Origin of the sequence: Nocardioides luteus, assembly GCF_015752315.1 — a bacterium.
Lineage (GTDB): Bacteria > Actinomycetota > Actinomycetes > Propionibacteriales > Nocardioidaceae > Nocardioides.
The window spans coordinates 1,942,827-1,956,704 of record NZ_JADOVJ010000001.1 but is presented as its reverse complement, the minus strand read 5'-3'; the positions used below and the strand labels follow the sequence as shown (position 1 = coordinate 1,956,704).

Genomic DNA, 13,878 nt, shown 5'->3' with positions numbered 1-13,878 from the left:
GCCCGTGGTGGGCCCACGTCAGCAAGGAGATGGGCGCGCCGGCTTTGAGACACGCCGAAGGAAAAATCTCCCCGATCGGGAACGATCAGGCGGCGGCAGCGTCGGCAGCGGCGCGAACGGGCATCCGCAGAATGGTGGCCTCTTCGAGGGCGACCGCGTCGGAGACGTCGCGGAGCACATCGGAGAGAGCCACGTCGAGAGCGCTGCAGAGCGAGGCGAGGAGCTCGGAAGAGGCTTCCTTCTGGCCACGCTCGACCTCGGAGATGTAGCCGAGGCTGACTCGCGCCTCCGCGGAGACCTCGCGCAGGGTCATCCCGCGCTCGAGCCGCTGGGCACGAAGCACCTCGCCGAGAAGTCGACGGAAGAGCACCATTGCGGTCAGCCTCCTACAGTTCACAAGTCACCGACATCTGGGTGACGTCCTGCCCCAACGCTACCTGACCCTTCGATGTTCCCGCCGAAGTAGTCCGAGTAGTTCATCAACAGCGAACAAACACGTATCACGCTGGATCTCCGCACGCGAGCCCGACAGCCCGAGTTGCGCCGTTGTTTCGCCGTGTGGACCGGAAACGCCCAGAAAGACCGTGCCCACGGGCTTTCCCTCCTGCTCCTCCGGGCCTGCCACACCCGTGGTCGCGAGCCCGTACGTCGACCCCGAACGCTCCCGCGCCCCCGCGGCCATCGCCGCCGCGCACTCCGCGGAGACCACCCCGACAGTCTCGATCACCGAGACGGGGACGCCCAGCAGGAGGTGCTTCAGCTCCGTCGCGTACGTCACGAAGCCCCCGCGGAACGTCTTCGACGCCCCGGGCGGGTCGGTGAGCATCGCGGCCAGGCGTCCGGCGGTCAGCGACTCGGCGGTCGCCAGGGTCGCGCCGGCGTCCCGCAGTGCGGCATGAAGGTCATCGACAGCTGCCATAGGGCAAACGTAGCGGCCCGGTCACCACAACGGTGACCGGGCCGCGCGAGCGGTGAGCGTCTAGCCGGCGTTGCGCGTCAGTCCGACGACGACTGGGTCGTGGTCGGAGGAGCGGTACGGCGAGTCGGCGTGCAGGTCGATGCCGGTGTAGTTGTAGCGGCTGTACTCCAGCAGCAGCGACTCCCCCGAGTTGATCGACCAGATGTCGGAGCCGGTGAAGCGGCGCTGAGCGTGCCGGTTGAGCAGCACGTGGTCGAGCGAACCGGACAGGCCCGAGAAGGAGTAGCTGTACTCCTCGTTGCCGCTGAGCGTCTCGGAGTCGGCGAAGCCGGCCTCGTAGAGGACCTGCATCGGGTCCTCCTGGGTGTAGGAGTTGAAGTCACCGGCGAGCGCGACGTCGGTGACGCCCGTCTCGGACCGCACCGAGGAGACCCACGAGACCAGCGCGGTGGCCTGGCGGACCCGCGACTCGTTGGAGGCACCCTGGCCGTCGCCGGCGTCGGCGTCGCCCGGCCACGGGCCGGCCGAGCCCTTCGACTTGAAGTGGTTGACCACGAAGAGGAACGGCGCACCGCCGTCGGCGGGCTTGAAGATCTGACCGATCGGCTCACGCGCGTTGCCGAAGGCCTGGTCGTCGCCGCTCTGGTCGCCCAGCGCGCGGGCCTCACCGAGGCGGCGTACGGCCGAGCGCTTGTAGATGATCGCGTTGGTGATCACGTCGGCGCCGGAGGCGTCGGGCAGCTCGGCCGAGGACGGGTTGGCCGTCCAGACCTTGCGACCGGCGGCCGCGTTGAGCGCGGCGACCAGCGAGTTGGTCGCCTCGTCGGGGGTCTCGCCGAGGCGCGCGGAGTTCTCGATCTCCATCAGGCCGACGACGTCGGCGTCGAGCGCGTTGATCGCGGCGACGATCTTGGACTGCTGGCGGCCGAAGTCGGCCGGGTCCCAGGCGCCGCGCTGGTCGCAGCCGCCGCTGACGCTGTTGCCGTCGCCGGCGCGGTCCTTGTAGGCGGTGCAGCCGCCGTCGCCGACGTTGTCGTCGTCGGCGTCGCCGAGCGTGGTGAAGTAGTTGAGCACGTTGAAGGAGGCGATCTTCACGTCGGCACGGCGGCCGATCTTGCGCTCGTCGGGGGCGTCGCTGCGTACGTCACCGAAGTCCGCCGGCCACGACGCCGGGTCGGCGGTGGCGACCTGGGTGGGCTGGAGGCGGTAGGTGGGCGCCGAGGGCGAGCCGCCCTGGGAGAGGATCACCGTGCCGCGGAAGTCGACGGAGGCGCCGACCACGACGGGCGAGGTGTTGGAGACGTAGGGGATGGTGCGGCTGGTCGGCGGGCGCAGCGTGGTCGAGGAGCCGTCGTCGAGCACGATCCCGCGCGCGGCATTGTCGGCGGCGACGGCCGCGGCCTCGGCGGAGCCGGGACGCGCCACCTCGGTCGGCTGGATCAGCGGGCGGTCGCCCTGGGCGAGGCCGAGCTCGCCGAAGTTCTCGACACCGTAGGTGTTGCTCACGGTGATGTCGCCCTGGGGCGCGAAGAGCATCCCCTCCAGCGACTCCTTCTGCGCGTCGGTCGCCGGCCACTGCGAGACCACCGGCTCGATGGTGCCGGTGCCGTCGGTGACGATGCCGGCGGCGGTGGGCACCGAGACCTCGGTCAGGCCGGCGTACTCGGTCACCTCGCCGGTCACGGTCACGGCGTCGCCCGGCTTGACGGTGACCGCACCGGCCGAGCGGGGCTGGTAGACGAAGACCGCGTCGGAGGCGTCGTGGGACCCGAGGTCGAGGGTGCCGCCCGTGCCCGGGGTCTGGAGGTAGAACCCGAAGAACCCGCCCGAGGGGTAGGCGGCGGTGACGATGCCGCTGGTGGTGACGGTCTGGCCGGCGAGCGGGCTGGTGGTGCCCGTGCCCTGGATGTCGGCGATCGCGACGGCCTCGGCCGTGGTGGTGGCGCGCGCGGTCGGGATGGCGACCGCGCCGATGCCGGCGACGGCGGCCGTCAGGCCGACCACCGAACCGAGCACCTGACGTGCTGAGAACATGGATGACTCCCCGCGTGTGGAAGGTAGAAGGCGATGGGCGGTCTGCCCGATTCAGCACCGACCGGAACGCGACAATAACGCCGCGTACGCCTTCTTCGCGGGGATCTTCGATGAACGTCCGGTAACGGAGTTACAACTACCCGAAATTGGAGATCTACGAGGACCGGAGGGACGCGCGCTGCTTCCACACGCCCTGGAAGAACTGGAAGCCGGACCACATCGTCAGGGCCACTGCGACCGCGAGACAGATCTGGAAGGCGTAGAAGAGCAGCTCCCACACCAGGGCGTCGCCGAAGGCGCCGCCGTGGGCCGAACCGTGCGGCAGCGGCAGCAGCAGCCCGCCGAGCGCGACCGCCTGGACGGTGGTCTTGATCTTGCCGAGCTGGTCGGCCGCGATCACGATCTTCTTCAGCACCGAGAGCCGCAGCAGCGTGACGCTCCACTCGCGCAGCAGCACGATGACGGTGACCCACCACCAGATGTCGCCGACGATCGAGAGACCGATGAAGGCCATCCCGGTGACCGCCTTGTCGGCGATCGGGTCGGCGATCTTGCCGAAGTCGGTGATCAGGTTGTGCTTGCGGGCCAGGTCACCGTCGATCTTGTCGGTGATCATCGCCAGCGCGAAGATCACGAAGGCGATCCAGCGCAGCGTCGGGTTGTCACCGCCGTCGGCGAGCAGCGCCCACGCGAAGAACGGGACGGCGAGGATCCGCAGCGTGGTCAGCGCGTTGGGGATGTTCCAGTTGCTCGTCTTGACGACGGGCTCGGCGTTCTGGGGCTGCTGCTCGTTCACGGGCTGCACCCTAACCGTTCACCGAAGCGACCAGGTCAACGCCTTCGGAGGCGATGACGGTCGCGGTCACCAGATCACCTGGACGTACGCCGTCGACGTCGCCGTCGAGCGAGGTCATCCCGTCGACCTCGGGGCCCTGGTGGGCGGCCCGGCCCCAGATCTCACCGTCCGAGGTCTCCTCGACGAGCACGACGACCTGCTCCCCGATCCGCTCCTCGGCCCGCTGGGCGGTGAGCTCCTCGACGAGCTCGTTGACGTGCTCGACGCGGGCGCGGATCTCGTCCTCGTCCAGCTTGAGCGAGGCGTCGAATCCGGCGGCCTCGGTGCCCTCCTCGTCGGAGTAGCCGAAGACGCCGGTGACGTCCATGCGGGCGGCGACCAGGAAGTCGGTGAGGATCTCGAGGTCCTCCTCGGTCTCGCCGGGGAAGCCGACGATGACGTTGGACCGCACCCCGGCCTCGGGCGCGTAGCCGCGGATCTGCTCGAGCAGGCCCAGGAAGCTCTCCGGGTCGCCGAACCGCTTCATCCGGCGCAGGACGGCGTTGGAGGCGTGCTGGAAGCTCAGGTCGAAGTAGGGCGTCACGCCGGGCGTGGTGGCGATGACCTTGAGCAGGTCGGGCCGGGTCTCGGCGGGCTGCAGGTAGGAGACGCGTACGCGCTCGATGCCGTCGATGCCGGCCAGCTCCGGCAGCAGCGTCTCGAGCAGCCGGATGTCGCCGAGGTCCTTGCCGTAGGAGGTGGAGTTCTCCGAGACCAGGAAGAGCTCCTTGACGCCCTGCTCGGCCAGCCACTGGGCCTCGTGGAGCACGTCGGAGGGGCGCCGCGAGACGAACGAGCCGCGGAACTGCGGGATCGCGCAGAAGGTGCAGCGGCGGTCACAGCCCGAGGCGAGCTTCAGCGGCGCCCACGGCGCGTCGTCGAGCCGCGTACGTCCCGCGAAACCCGGTACCTGGTCGACGGCCGCCATACCGGGGACCGAGATGGCGGAGGCGTCGCGCTCGACCGGAGAGATCGGGAGCAGCAGACGCCGGTCCTGAGGCGTGTGCGGGTGGTGGGTCTCGCCGCTCAGGATGGAGCGGAGCTTGGCGGCGATGTCGGGGTAGTCGTCGAACCCGAGCACCGCGTCGGCCTCGGGCAGCTCGGCGGCCAGGTCCTTGCCGTAGCGCTCGGCCATGCAGCCGACCGCGACGACCGCCTGGGCCTTGCCCGTCTCCTTGAGGTCGGCGGCCTCCAGCAGCGTGTCGACCGAGTCCTTCTTCGCCTGCTCGACGAACCCGCAGGTGTTCACGACCACCGTGTCGGCCTCGTCCGGGTCGGCGACCAGCCGGAACCCTCCGGCGGTGAGCCGTCCGGCGAGCTCCTCGGAGTCCACCTCGTTGCGGGTGCACCCGAGGGTGACCATGGCGACCGAGACGACCTTCTGGTCGGCCTTCTGGTCGGCCTGCTGGTCGGTCGGGGCGGTCTCGGCGGAGGGTTCGGTGGCAGTGCTCATCACCGTGAAGTATGACGGGCACACGCCCCGGACACCGAACCCTCGCGCCGGACCCGTGTCGATCGGCGGTGTCGATCAGTCCGGGACGGAGCCCGGCTTCACAGACAGGACCGGGCAGGAAGCGCCCAGCAGGATCCGCTGGGCGACGCTGCCCATCAGCAGCTTGCCCACCGGCGTACGCCGCCGCAGCCCGACCACGATCAGCCGGGCGTCGAGCTGCTCGGCGGCGTCGAGGACGGCACCGCCGACGTCCGGGTCGATGGACTGCCGGATCTCGTGCGGCCGGCCGGACTCGGACAGCCGGCGCTCGAGCTCCGCGAGCTGCTCGTCGAAGGCGTAGCGGTTGTCGACCAGGGCGTCACCCCGGGAGGCGTTGACGACCACGACGCCACGGTCGCGGCGCTCGGCGTCGGCCAGCGCCCAGTCCAGCGCGACCGCGCCGTAGACGTCGGGCGCCCACGCCACGACCACCCAGCCACCTGCGGGAGTCTCACTCATCGGTTCACCAGCTCCTTCTCGTCCTCGACGGTGGCCGACTCGTCGGCCCGTGCCCGGACCCGGGCGATGAACGGCCGGCCCAGGATGAACAACGCGATCAGAACGTAGACGACCACCGCCAGCGGCTCGTTCAGCAACCCACCGTAGTCACCACCCGAGATCGTCAGCGCCTCACGCAGCTTGGTCTCCATCAGCGGCCCGAGGATGACGCCCAGGATGAGCGGCAGCACCGGCAGGCCGAAACGGCGCATCATCAGCCCGAGCAGACCGAACGCGACCAGCAGCCCGATGTCGAAAGGGTCCAGGTTGGTGGCGTACGCACCCAGGCAGGCGAAGAACAGGATGCCCGCGTAGAGCTGCGGACGCGGGATCCGCAGCAGCCGGGCCCACAGCGGTGCCAGCGGCAGGTTGAGCACCAGCAGCAGGGTGTTGCCGATCAGCAGGCTGGCCAGCAGCGTCCACACCAGGTCGGCGTGGTCGGTCATCAGCTGCGGACCCGGGGTGATCCCGTAGCCCTGGAGCGCCGAGAGCATCACCGCGGCGGTGGCCGTCACCGGCAGCCCGAGGGCGAGCATCGGCACGAACATGCCGGCGGCCGAGGCGTTGTTGGCCGCCTCCGGACCGGCGACACCCTCGATGGCGCCCTTGCCGAACTCCTTGTGCTTGGAGAGCTTCCGCTCGGTCAGGTACGAGAGGAAGGTCGGGATCTCGGCGCCACCGGCCGGGAGCGCGCCGAACGGGAACCCGAAGGCGGTGCCGCGCAGCCACGGCTTCCAGGAGCGGCCCCAGTCGTCGCGCGACAGCCACGGACGGCCGACGGGGATCACGTGCGCCGGCTTCCGGCGCAGGTGGGCGGCCACCCACAGGGCCTCGCCGAGGGCGAAGATGCCGACCGCGACGACCACGATGTCGAGCCGGTCGACGAGCTGGGTCACGCCGAAGGTCAGCCGCGGCTGACCGGTGTTGAGGTCGAGGCCGACCAGGCCGATGGTCAGTCCGAGGAACAGCGCGGCGAACCCACGCAGGGCCGAGGTGCCGAGCACCGTCGTGGTCATGACCAGCGCCAGGACCATCAGGGCGAAGTACGACGGCGCCCCCAGCTCGACGGCCACGTCGGCCAGGGCCGGCGAGAAGAACGCCACCAGGATGGTGCCGATGGTGCCGGCGACGAACGAGCCGACCGCAGCGGTCGCCAGCGCCTGCGCGCCACGCCCCGCCCTGGCCATCCGGTTGCCCTCCAGCGCCGTCATCACCGAGGCGGACTCCCCCGGTGTGTTCAGCAGGATCGAGGTGGTGGACCCGCCGTACATGCCGCCGTAGTAGAGGCCGGCGAACATGATGAACGCGCTGGTCGGCTCGAGCCGGTACGTCACGGGGAGCAGCAGCGCGATGGCCATCGCCGGTCCGATGCCGGGGAGCACGCCGACGAAGGTGCCCAGCAGCACGCCGATGGCGGCGTAGAGCAGGTTCATCGGGGTCAGGGCGGACTCGAGTCCACCCATGAGCAGTTCGAAGTTCTCCATCAGTCAGTCCTCACAGGATCCCGTCGAGTACGCCAGGGGTGAGCGGGATGCCCAGACCGACGTAGAAGGCGTACCAGCTGCCGATCGCCAGGACGAGCCCGACGATCACGTCGCGCACCAGCGTGCGGCTGCCGAGGGACCAGGCGGCGCCGGCGAACAGCACCGCGCCGGAGATGGCCCAGCCGAGCAGGTTCACGGTCGCGACCGTGAACAGCAGCACCGCGACCAGCTTGAGGACCGTCACCCAGTCGGCCGACGAGCTCAGGTCGACGTCCTCGCCCTCCTCGGGCTCCGGCTGCGAGCCGCGGGCGGTGGCGACCGCCAGCAGCACGCCGACCAGGACGAGGCCGGTGCCGATGACGTACGGGAAGACACGGGGGCCGACGGGGTCGGCGAAGCCGACGTCGAGGCCGGCGGCGTCGACGATCGTGTAGATCCCGACGACGACCATGAACGCGGCCAGGCCGAACTGGCCGACGTCGATCCGGCGCTGAGCGGGCCGGGACTCGGCCGGTGCCGAGGGTTGGGTCTCGTGGACGCTCACAGCAGATCCAGCTCCTTCAGGGTCGAGGCGACGCGCTGGTCCTGCTCGACGAGCAGCTTGTCGAAGTCGTCGCCGGTGACGAACGCGTCCGTCCAGCCGTTGTCCTTCAGCGCCTGCTGCCACTGCTTGGAGTCGTGCATGCGGGTGAGCAGGTCGATGAGCTCCTGGCGGCGCTCGTCGCTGATCCCCGGCGGGGCGAGGATGCCGCGCCAGTTGAGGAAGACCAGGTCGATGCCGCTCTCGGTCAGCGTGGGCGCGTCGGCGAAGACGCCGGTGGCGCGCTCGTCGCCGGAGGTGGCCAGGACCCGGAGCTCGCCGGCCTTCACCTGGCCCTCGAACTCGGCGAGACCGGAGAAGCCGACGTCGATCTTGTTGCCGAGGAGCGCGCTGGTGAGCGGGCCACCACCGTCGTACGTGACGTACTTGACCTCCTTGGGGTCGATGCCGGCGGCCTTGGCCAGCTGCATCGGGAAGAGGTGGTCGGGGCCACCGGGCGAGGAACCGCCGCCGACGACGACGGACTCGGGGTCCTCGCTCCAGGCCTTCACCAGGTCGTCGATGGTCTTGAACGGCGAGTCGGCCGGGACCAGCACGCCCTCCTGCTCCTCGATGAGCTGGGCGATCGGGGTGGCGTCCTGGGGGCGCGCGTCCACGCCGAAGGAGTACGTCGAGCCGACCACGCCCAGACCGATGGTCATGAGCAGGTTGCCGTTGCCCTCCTCGCTCATCAGACGGGACATCGCGACCGAGCCGCCCGCGCCGAGGATGTTGGTGACCTGGATGTCGCCGCCGGTCATGTTGTCGCGGTCGAGCACGCCGACGGCCGCGCGGCCGGTCTGGTCGTAGCCGCCGCCGGGGCTGTTCGGGATCCACATGTCGAGGTCACGGGACTCCTCGCCACGGGTCACGCCACAGGCGGACACCGCGGCGAGCAGGCAGGTCACGAGCACGACGGTGAGGGCGCGAGTACGGCGTATGCTCGCTGCCCGACGGCGCTGCGTCCGCAGCGGCGGCCGGGGCGGGGACTGCGATGTCGCGGTCGACAACGGCTGGCCTCCAGACTCAGGGGATGAAACGGTCAGTGGCGATGGTCACAGCCCGCGGTGACCGCCGTCACCATTGGGCAACCAAAGGAGGTTGTGGAACTTGTGGTCACAGGGTTCGCGCCGCCACCTGTCGCTGGCCGGACAGGTGCTGGTGCTGCAGCTCTCGGTGCTGCTTCTCGTCGTCGTGGCGACCAGCATCGTGTCCCTGCGGCAGAGCGACGCCGACTTCCGTGACTCCCGCGAGGACCGCCTGCGCGCCGCCGCGGAGAGCCTGGCCGGCACCGCGGCCGTGCAGGACGGCCTGACCGGCACGCCCGACCGGCTGGCGCTGGCCTTCTACCTCCAGACCCGGGCCGCGGACGCGGGCGCCGACACCGGCTACCTCACCAGCCTCGACGGCGAGGTGCTCGTCGCCACCGACCCCACCCGGCTCGGCGAGAAGCTGCACCTCGGCGGCCGCGAGGCGAGCCGGGCCTGGTCCGGCGACATCGACGACGCCGGCCGGCGTGCGATCGCCGCCCAGGTGCCGGTCTACGGCGGCGGGTCGACCGGCCCGGACGCGCAGGCCCCGCGCTCCGTCGGCGTGGTCGTGGTGACCGAGGACTACCCACCGCTGACCGAGCGGCTCGCCCGCACCTGGGCCGACGCCCTGACCGTGCTGCTGGCCGGCCTCGCGCTCGGGGTGCTGGGCTCGTGGCTGCTGGCGCGGCTGATCAAGCGGCGTACGCGTGGGCTGGAGCCCCGCGACATCGCCGCCCTCGCCGACCACCGCGAGGGCCTGCTGCGCTCGATCCGCGAAGGGGTCCTGGCCGTCGGCGCCGACGGCCGGGTCAGCCTGATGAGCGACAGCGCCCGCGAGCTGCTCGGACTGAGCGAGGACCCGACCGGGCGCCGTCTCGACGGGCTCGGCCTGCCCGCCGAGACCCTCGCCCTGCTCAGCGGCCCCGAGGAGGTCCACGACGCGCCGCTGGTCGCCGGCGACCGCGTGCTCGTGCTCAACCGCAACCGGGTCCACCACGCCGGCCGCCCCGCCGGCACCGTCACCACGCTGCGCGACCGCACCGAGCTGGTCGCGTTGCAGAGCGAGCTCAACGCCCGTGAGAGCGTCACCGAGACGCTGCGGGCCCAGACCCACGAGTTCAGCAACCAGCTCCACACGATCACCGGTCTGCTCGAGCTGGAGGAGTACGCCGAGGTGGGCCAGTTCGTGACCGGGCTGACCGCACGCCGGGCGGCGCTGAGCGACCACATCACCTCCCGGATCGACGACCCGGCGGTGGCCGCCCTGCTCATCGCCAAGGCCAGCCTGGCCGCCGAGCGGCGGGTGAGCATCGACCTGGACGCCGCCAGCTCGCTCCCCCGGCTCACCTCCGACGGCTCCGCCGACGTGGTCACCGTCCTCGGCAACCTGGTCGACAACGCCGTCGACGCTGCCGCGCTGGTCGGGCCGCTCGACGGCCGGGTCGGCGTACTGCTGAGGGCCGAGGGCGAGACCGTGACCGTGCGTGTCTCCGACACCGGCGGCGGCGTACCGGTCGAGCGGCTGCCGGAGATCTTCCGGCGCGGCTTCAGCACGAAACCACGCGACGCCAGCGGCCGCGGGGTGGGGCTCGCGCTGGTGCAGCTGGTGTGCCGCACACGCGGCGGCGAGGTCGAGGTGGAGAATACCGGCTCGGCGGAACGCCCGGGCGCGGTCTTCGTCGCGACCCTGCCCGGCGCCGTCCCGCTCGCACCACCCACCACCGCTGACCCCGAGGAGACCCGATGACGTCCACACCGGAGCTCACCGTGCTCGTGGTCGAGGACGACTTCATGGTGGCCTCGATCCACACCCGCTTCGTGGAGCGCGTCGAGGGTTTCCGGGTCGTCGGCGTGGCCGCCACCGGCGCGCAGGCGCTCGAGGAGACCGCGCGCCTCTCCCCCGACGTCCTGCTGCTCGACGTGCACCTGCCCGACTTCAGCGGCATCGAGCTGCTGCGGCGGCTGCGCGGCCGCGGCGACGACACCGACGTCATCGTCATCACCGCCGCCCGCGAGGCCGACACCGTGCGCGCGGCCGCGGCCGGCGGCGCCGCCCACTACGTCGTCAAGCCGTTCCCGTTCGAGGACCTGGCCGCCCGGCTCGACGACGTACGCCGCTCCCGCGAGGCGCTCGCCCGGATCGGGCAGCGTGCCGAGGAGGCCGAGGGCGCCGAGCACCGCGACGAGGTCCAGGCCGGCATCGACGAGGTCTTCAGCCACCAGGGCGCTCGTGAGGCCCGTGAGCGGCTGCCGAAGGGGCTCAGCGCCGAGACCGCCCGCGCCGTCCTGGCCGCGCTGCAGACCGCCGGCGAGCTGAGCGCCACCGAGTGCGCCGACGCGATCGGGGTCTCCCGGGTGAGCGCGCGCCGCTATCTGGAGCACTTCGCGAGCACGGGCCGGATCGGCGTACGTCTCAACTACGGCACCGCCGGGCGGCCCGAACGCCGCTACCGCGCGATCTCCTAGAAGGCCGGCTCAGGCCGACTCCCGGATCACCAGCCTCGTCGGAAGCACCACGGAGGCCTCGACCTCCTCCCCCGCCACCAGGCGGAGGATCTGCTCGGCGAGGCGGGTGCCGATCTCGTGGATCGGCTGGTGCACCGTGGTCAGCGGCGGGTCGGTGAACCGGGCCGCCTCGACGTCGTCGAACCCGATCACCGCGACGTCGTCGGGCACCCGGCGGCCGAGCCGTCGCAGCGTACGCAGGGCGCCGTCGGCCATCAGGTCGGAGGCCGCGAAGACGCCGTCGATCTCGGGATCACGCTCGAGCAGCCGCTCCATGGCGTCGATGCCGGACTGGCGCATGAAGTCGCCCTCCTCGACCAGCGGAACGGCGCCCGGCAGCGCCTCGAGGCCGGCGAGGTAGCCCGCCAGCCGCTCGCGCCCGGCGACCATGTCCTGCGGCCCGGCGATGGTCGCGATCCGGCGCCGGCCGAGGCCGATCAGGTGGCGCATCGCGGCCTTCACGCCGCTGGCGTGCTCGACGTCGATGTAGGGCACGGTGGCCTCGCCCAGCGGCCGCCCGCTGGTCACCACCGGAACGCCCGCCGCCCGCAGCTCCTCGGGCAGCGTGTCGGCACCGTGCATCGAGGCCAGCACGACACCGTCGACGGTGCGCCCGTGCACGTAGCGCAGGATCCGGTCGTGGCTCGACTGCGTCGAGGCGAGCAGCAGGACGAGCTGCTTGTCGGCCTTCTCCAGCGCCTCGCCGACACCGCGGATGACACCCGGGAAGAAGGCGTCGTCGGAGAAGACCCGGGTGGCGGACTCGGGCAGGATCAGCGCGATGGAGTCCGTACGCTGCGTCACCAGGCTCCGCGCCGCCGGGTTCGGCACGTAGCCCAGGTCGGCGATGGCCCGGCGGATGCTCTCGGCGATGTCGGGGCGCACCGTCGTGGAGCCGTTGACGACGCGCGAGACGGTCGCTCGCGAGGCCCCGGCCGCCCGGGCCACCGTCTCCAGCGTCGGCCGGCCGGCCGGGGTCTCGTTCATGAGTGGAACCTATCGCCTCTTGGCTCCGACGGTCACCGGGAGAACGTGAACCAGTTGAGGTTGACGAAGTCGGCCGGCTGGCCGCTGGTGAAGCGCAGGAACACCGTGTGCGTACCGGTCACCCCGCTGATGCTGCCCGGGACCGTACGCCAGCTCTGCCAGCCTCCGGTGTTGGCCACCGAGAAGCTGCCGATCGGGGCGTTGTTCACGTTGTCGAGGCGTACCTCCACCAGGCCGCTGACCCCGGCGGGAGCACCGGAGGCGACCCGGGCCGAGAACGTGCGCGCCGCGCTCGAGCCGAAGTTCACGCCGTCGTAGCGGAGCCAGTCGCCGTTGCTGAGGTAACCGACGTTCTGGCCGCCGCCGGTGTCGGTGGTCGCCTCGGTCTGGGTGCCGCTCTGATCGTTGTAGGACTCGGCCTGGATGGTCGAGTAGGCGTCCCGGCTGCCCGGTGCGGGCGGGTCGGTCGGCTCGGTGGTGCCTCCGCCCTTGGAGTAGACCGCGACGTAGTCGACCAGCATCGGCACCCCGGACGCGGTCGCCGCGGTCGGGTTGCCGGGCCAGCCCCCACCGATCGCGACGTTGAGGATGATGAAGAAGCCGTGGTTGGTCGCGTTGTTCCAGGTGGTCGCGTCGACCTGGTCCGAGCGGACCGTGTGGTAGTGCGTGTTGTCGACGTAGAACCGGATCTGCTGCGGGCTGGTGCTCCGGTCCCACTCCATCGCGTAGGTGTGGAACGAGGACTGGCAGGTCGAGCCGGGGCAGCCCTGGATGGTCCCGCCGAGGCCGGTGGTCTCGTTGCACGGGCCGCCGGGCGAGGTGCCGCAGTGCAGCGTGCCCCAGACCTGGTTGGCGCCGTTGACGTTCTCCATGATGTCGATCTCGCCGATGCCCGGCCAGTTCCAGTAGTTGCCCCGGAAGGGCTCGCCGAGCATCCAGAACGCCGGCCAGATGCCCTGCGCGGCCGCGCCGGTGACGTTCGGCATCTGGATGCGGCTCTCGACGCGGAGCACGCCGCCCGCGGGCGGCTGGAAGTCGGTCCGGGTGGTCTCGATGCGACCCGAGGTCCAGTTGCCGGCGCCGTCGCGGATCGGCTTGATGACGAGGTTGCCGCCGCCGTCCTGGTAGACGTTCTGGGTGCTGTCGGTGTGATACGCGATCTCCCCGGTGCCCCAGTTGGCGGCACCTCCGGGGTAGGAGTGGCCGATGTCGTAGATCCAGTTGTTCGTGTTGATCCGGGACCCGGACGCACCGGTGAAGTCGTCGCTCCACACCTTGGTCCAGCCGGCCGGCGTGCCCGGCTCCGACGCCTCGGACGCCTGTCCGAACGATGACAGCGGGATCGCCACCGCGACCACACCCGCCGCGACGACGGCGGCTCCTAATGCCTTGAGACTTCTCATGATGACTCGCTTTCCGAATGAACGAGCGATGAGCCCTTGCGACTCGTGAGAGCGCTCTCTCGGATGTCATGGTCCCAAAGCGATGTGACGCGCGTCACCAAACGCCGAAC

General features: G+C 71.0%; 13 protein-coding genes. 2 read left to right on the top strand and 11 right to left on the bottom strand.

All coding sequences use genetic code 11. The features are described from left to right. Window positions 1-85: 85 nt before the first annotated feature. From HD557_RS09360 to HD557_RS09320, 9 genes are all read right to left on the bottom strand, one after another. Window positions 86-373 (bottom strand): helix-turn-helix domain-containing protein, encoded by a 288-nt coding sequence (locus tag HD557_RS09360; RefSeq protein ID WP_040754988.1) that lies wholly within the window; start codon window positions 371-373, stop codon window positions 86-88. A 60-nt stretch (window positions 374-433) separates the two neighbouring features. Beyond that, entirely contained in the window at window positions 434-919 is a 486-nt protein-coding gene (locus tag HD557_RS09355) for a CinA family protein (protein ID WP_008357299.1), read from the bottom strand. A 60-nt stretch (window positions 920-979) separates the two neighbouring features. Further along, window positions 980-2,953 carry an ExeM/NucH family extracellular endonuclease gene (locus HD557_RS09350; protein WP_196873698.1) on the bottom strand — a complete coding sequence of 658 codons (1,974 nt, stop codon included), beginning with the start codon at window positions 2,951-2,953 and terminating at the stop codon, window positions 980-982. A 154-nt stretch (window positions 2,954-3,107) separates the two neighbouring features. Further along, window positions 3,108-3,749 (bottom strand): CDP-diacylglycerol--glycerol-3-phosphate 3-phosphatidyltransferase, encoded by a 642-nt coding sequence (gene pgsA / locus HD557_RS09345; RefSeq protein ID WP_008357302.1) that lies wholly within the window; start codon window positions 3,747-3,749, stop codon window positions 3,108-3,110. 10 nt (window positions 3,750-3,759) lie between these two features. Further along, on the bottom strand, window positions 3,760-5,151 hold the full coding sequence (gene rimO, locus HD557_RS09340; protein ID WP_196876343.1) for a 30S ribosomal protein S12 methylthiotransferase RimO: 1,392 nt from the start codon (window positions 5,149-5,151) through the stop codon (window positions 3,760-3,762). A 165-nt stretch (window positions 5,152-5,316) separates the two neighbouring features. Then, window positions 5,317-5,739, bottom strand: coding sequence for a universal stress protein (locus HD557_RS09335; RefSeq protein ID WP_040754989.1), 423 nt, complete (start codon window positions 5,737-5,739; stop codon window positions 5,317-5,319). Further along, on the bottom strand, window positions 5,736-7,262 hold the full coding sequence (locus HD557_RS09330) for a tripartite tricarboxylate transporter permease (RefSeq protein WP_196873697.1): 1,527 nt from the start codon (window positions 7,260-7,262) through the stop codon (window positions 5,736-5,738). Before HD557_RS09330 ends, HD557_RS09335 begins: the two co-directional genes overlap by 4 nt. A gap of 10 nt (window positions 7,263-7,272) precedes the next feature. Then, the gene (locus HD557_RS09325; RefSeq protein ID WP_196873696.1) at window positions 7,273-7,806 is read right to left on the bottom strand and encodes a tripartite tricarboxylate transporter TctB family protein; all 534 of its coding nucleotides are present in this window, start codon (window positions 7,804-7,806) and stop codon (window positions 7,273-7,275) included. After that, window positions 7,803-8,750, bottom strand: a complete 948-nt coding sequence (locus HD557_RS09320) for a Bug family tripartite tricarboxylate transporter substrate binding protein (RefSeq protein WP_307785572.1) — start codon at window positions 8,748-8,750, stop codon at window positions 7,803-7,805. The genes HD557_RS09325 and HD557_RS09320 overlap by 4 nt, the downstream gene beginning before the upstream one ends. A 202-nt stretch (window positions 8,751-8,952) precedes the next feature. On the opposite strand from HD557_RS09320, the gene HD557_RS09315 reads away from it, so the two are divergent. Together HD557_RS09315 and HD557_RS09310 are read left to right on the top strand one after the other, a co-directional pair. Beyond that, window positions 8,953-10,620, top strand: coding sequence for a sensor histidine kinase (locus tag HD557_RS09315; RefSeq protein WP_196873695.1), 1,668 nt, complete (start codon window positions 8,953-8,955; stop codon window positions 10,618-10,620). After that, the gene (locus HD557_RS09310; protein WP_196873694.1) at window positions 10,617-11,339 is read left to right on the top strand and encodes a response regulator; all 723 of its coding nucleotides are present in this window, start codon (window positions 10,617-10,619) and stop codon (window positions 11,337-11,339) included. The genes HD557_RS09315 and HD557_RS09310 overlap by 4 nt, the downstream gene beginning before the upstream one ends. A gap of 9 nt (window positions 11,340-11,348) precedes the next feature. Here HD557_RS09310 and HD557_RS09305 read toward each other — a convergent pair whose 3' ends face one another. Together HD557_RS09305 and HD557_RS09300 are read right to left on the bottom strand one after the other, a co-directional pair. Beyond that, window positions 11,349-12,365, bottom strand: coding sequence for a LacI family DNA-binding transcriptional regulator (locus HD557_RS09305; RefSeq protein ID WP_196873693.1), 1,017 nt, complete (start codon window positions 12,363-12,365; stop codon window positions 11,349-11,351). Between the two features lie 32 nt (window positions 12,366-12,397). Continuing rightward, complete coding sequence (locus HD557_RS09300) at window positions 12,398-13,768, bottom strand: glycoside hydrolase family 16 protein (RefSeq protein WP_196873692.1); 1,371 nt, start codon at window positions 13,766-13,768, stop codon at window positions 12,398-12,400. Window positions 13,769-13,878 lie beyond the last annotated feature (110 nt).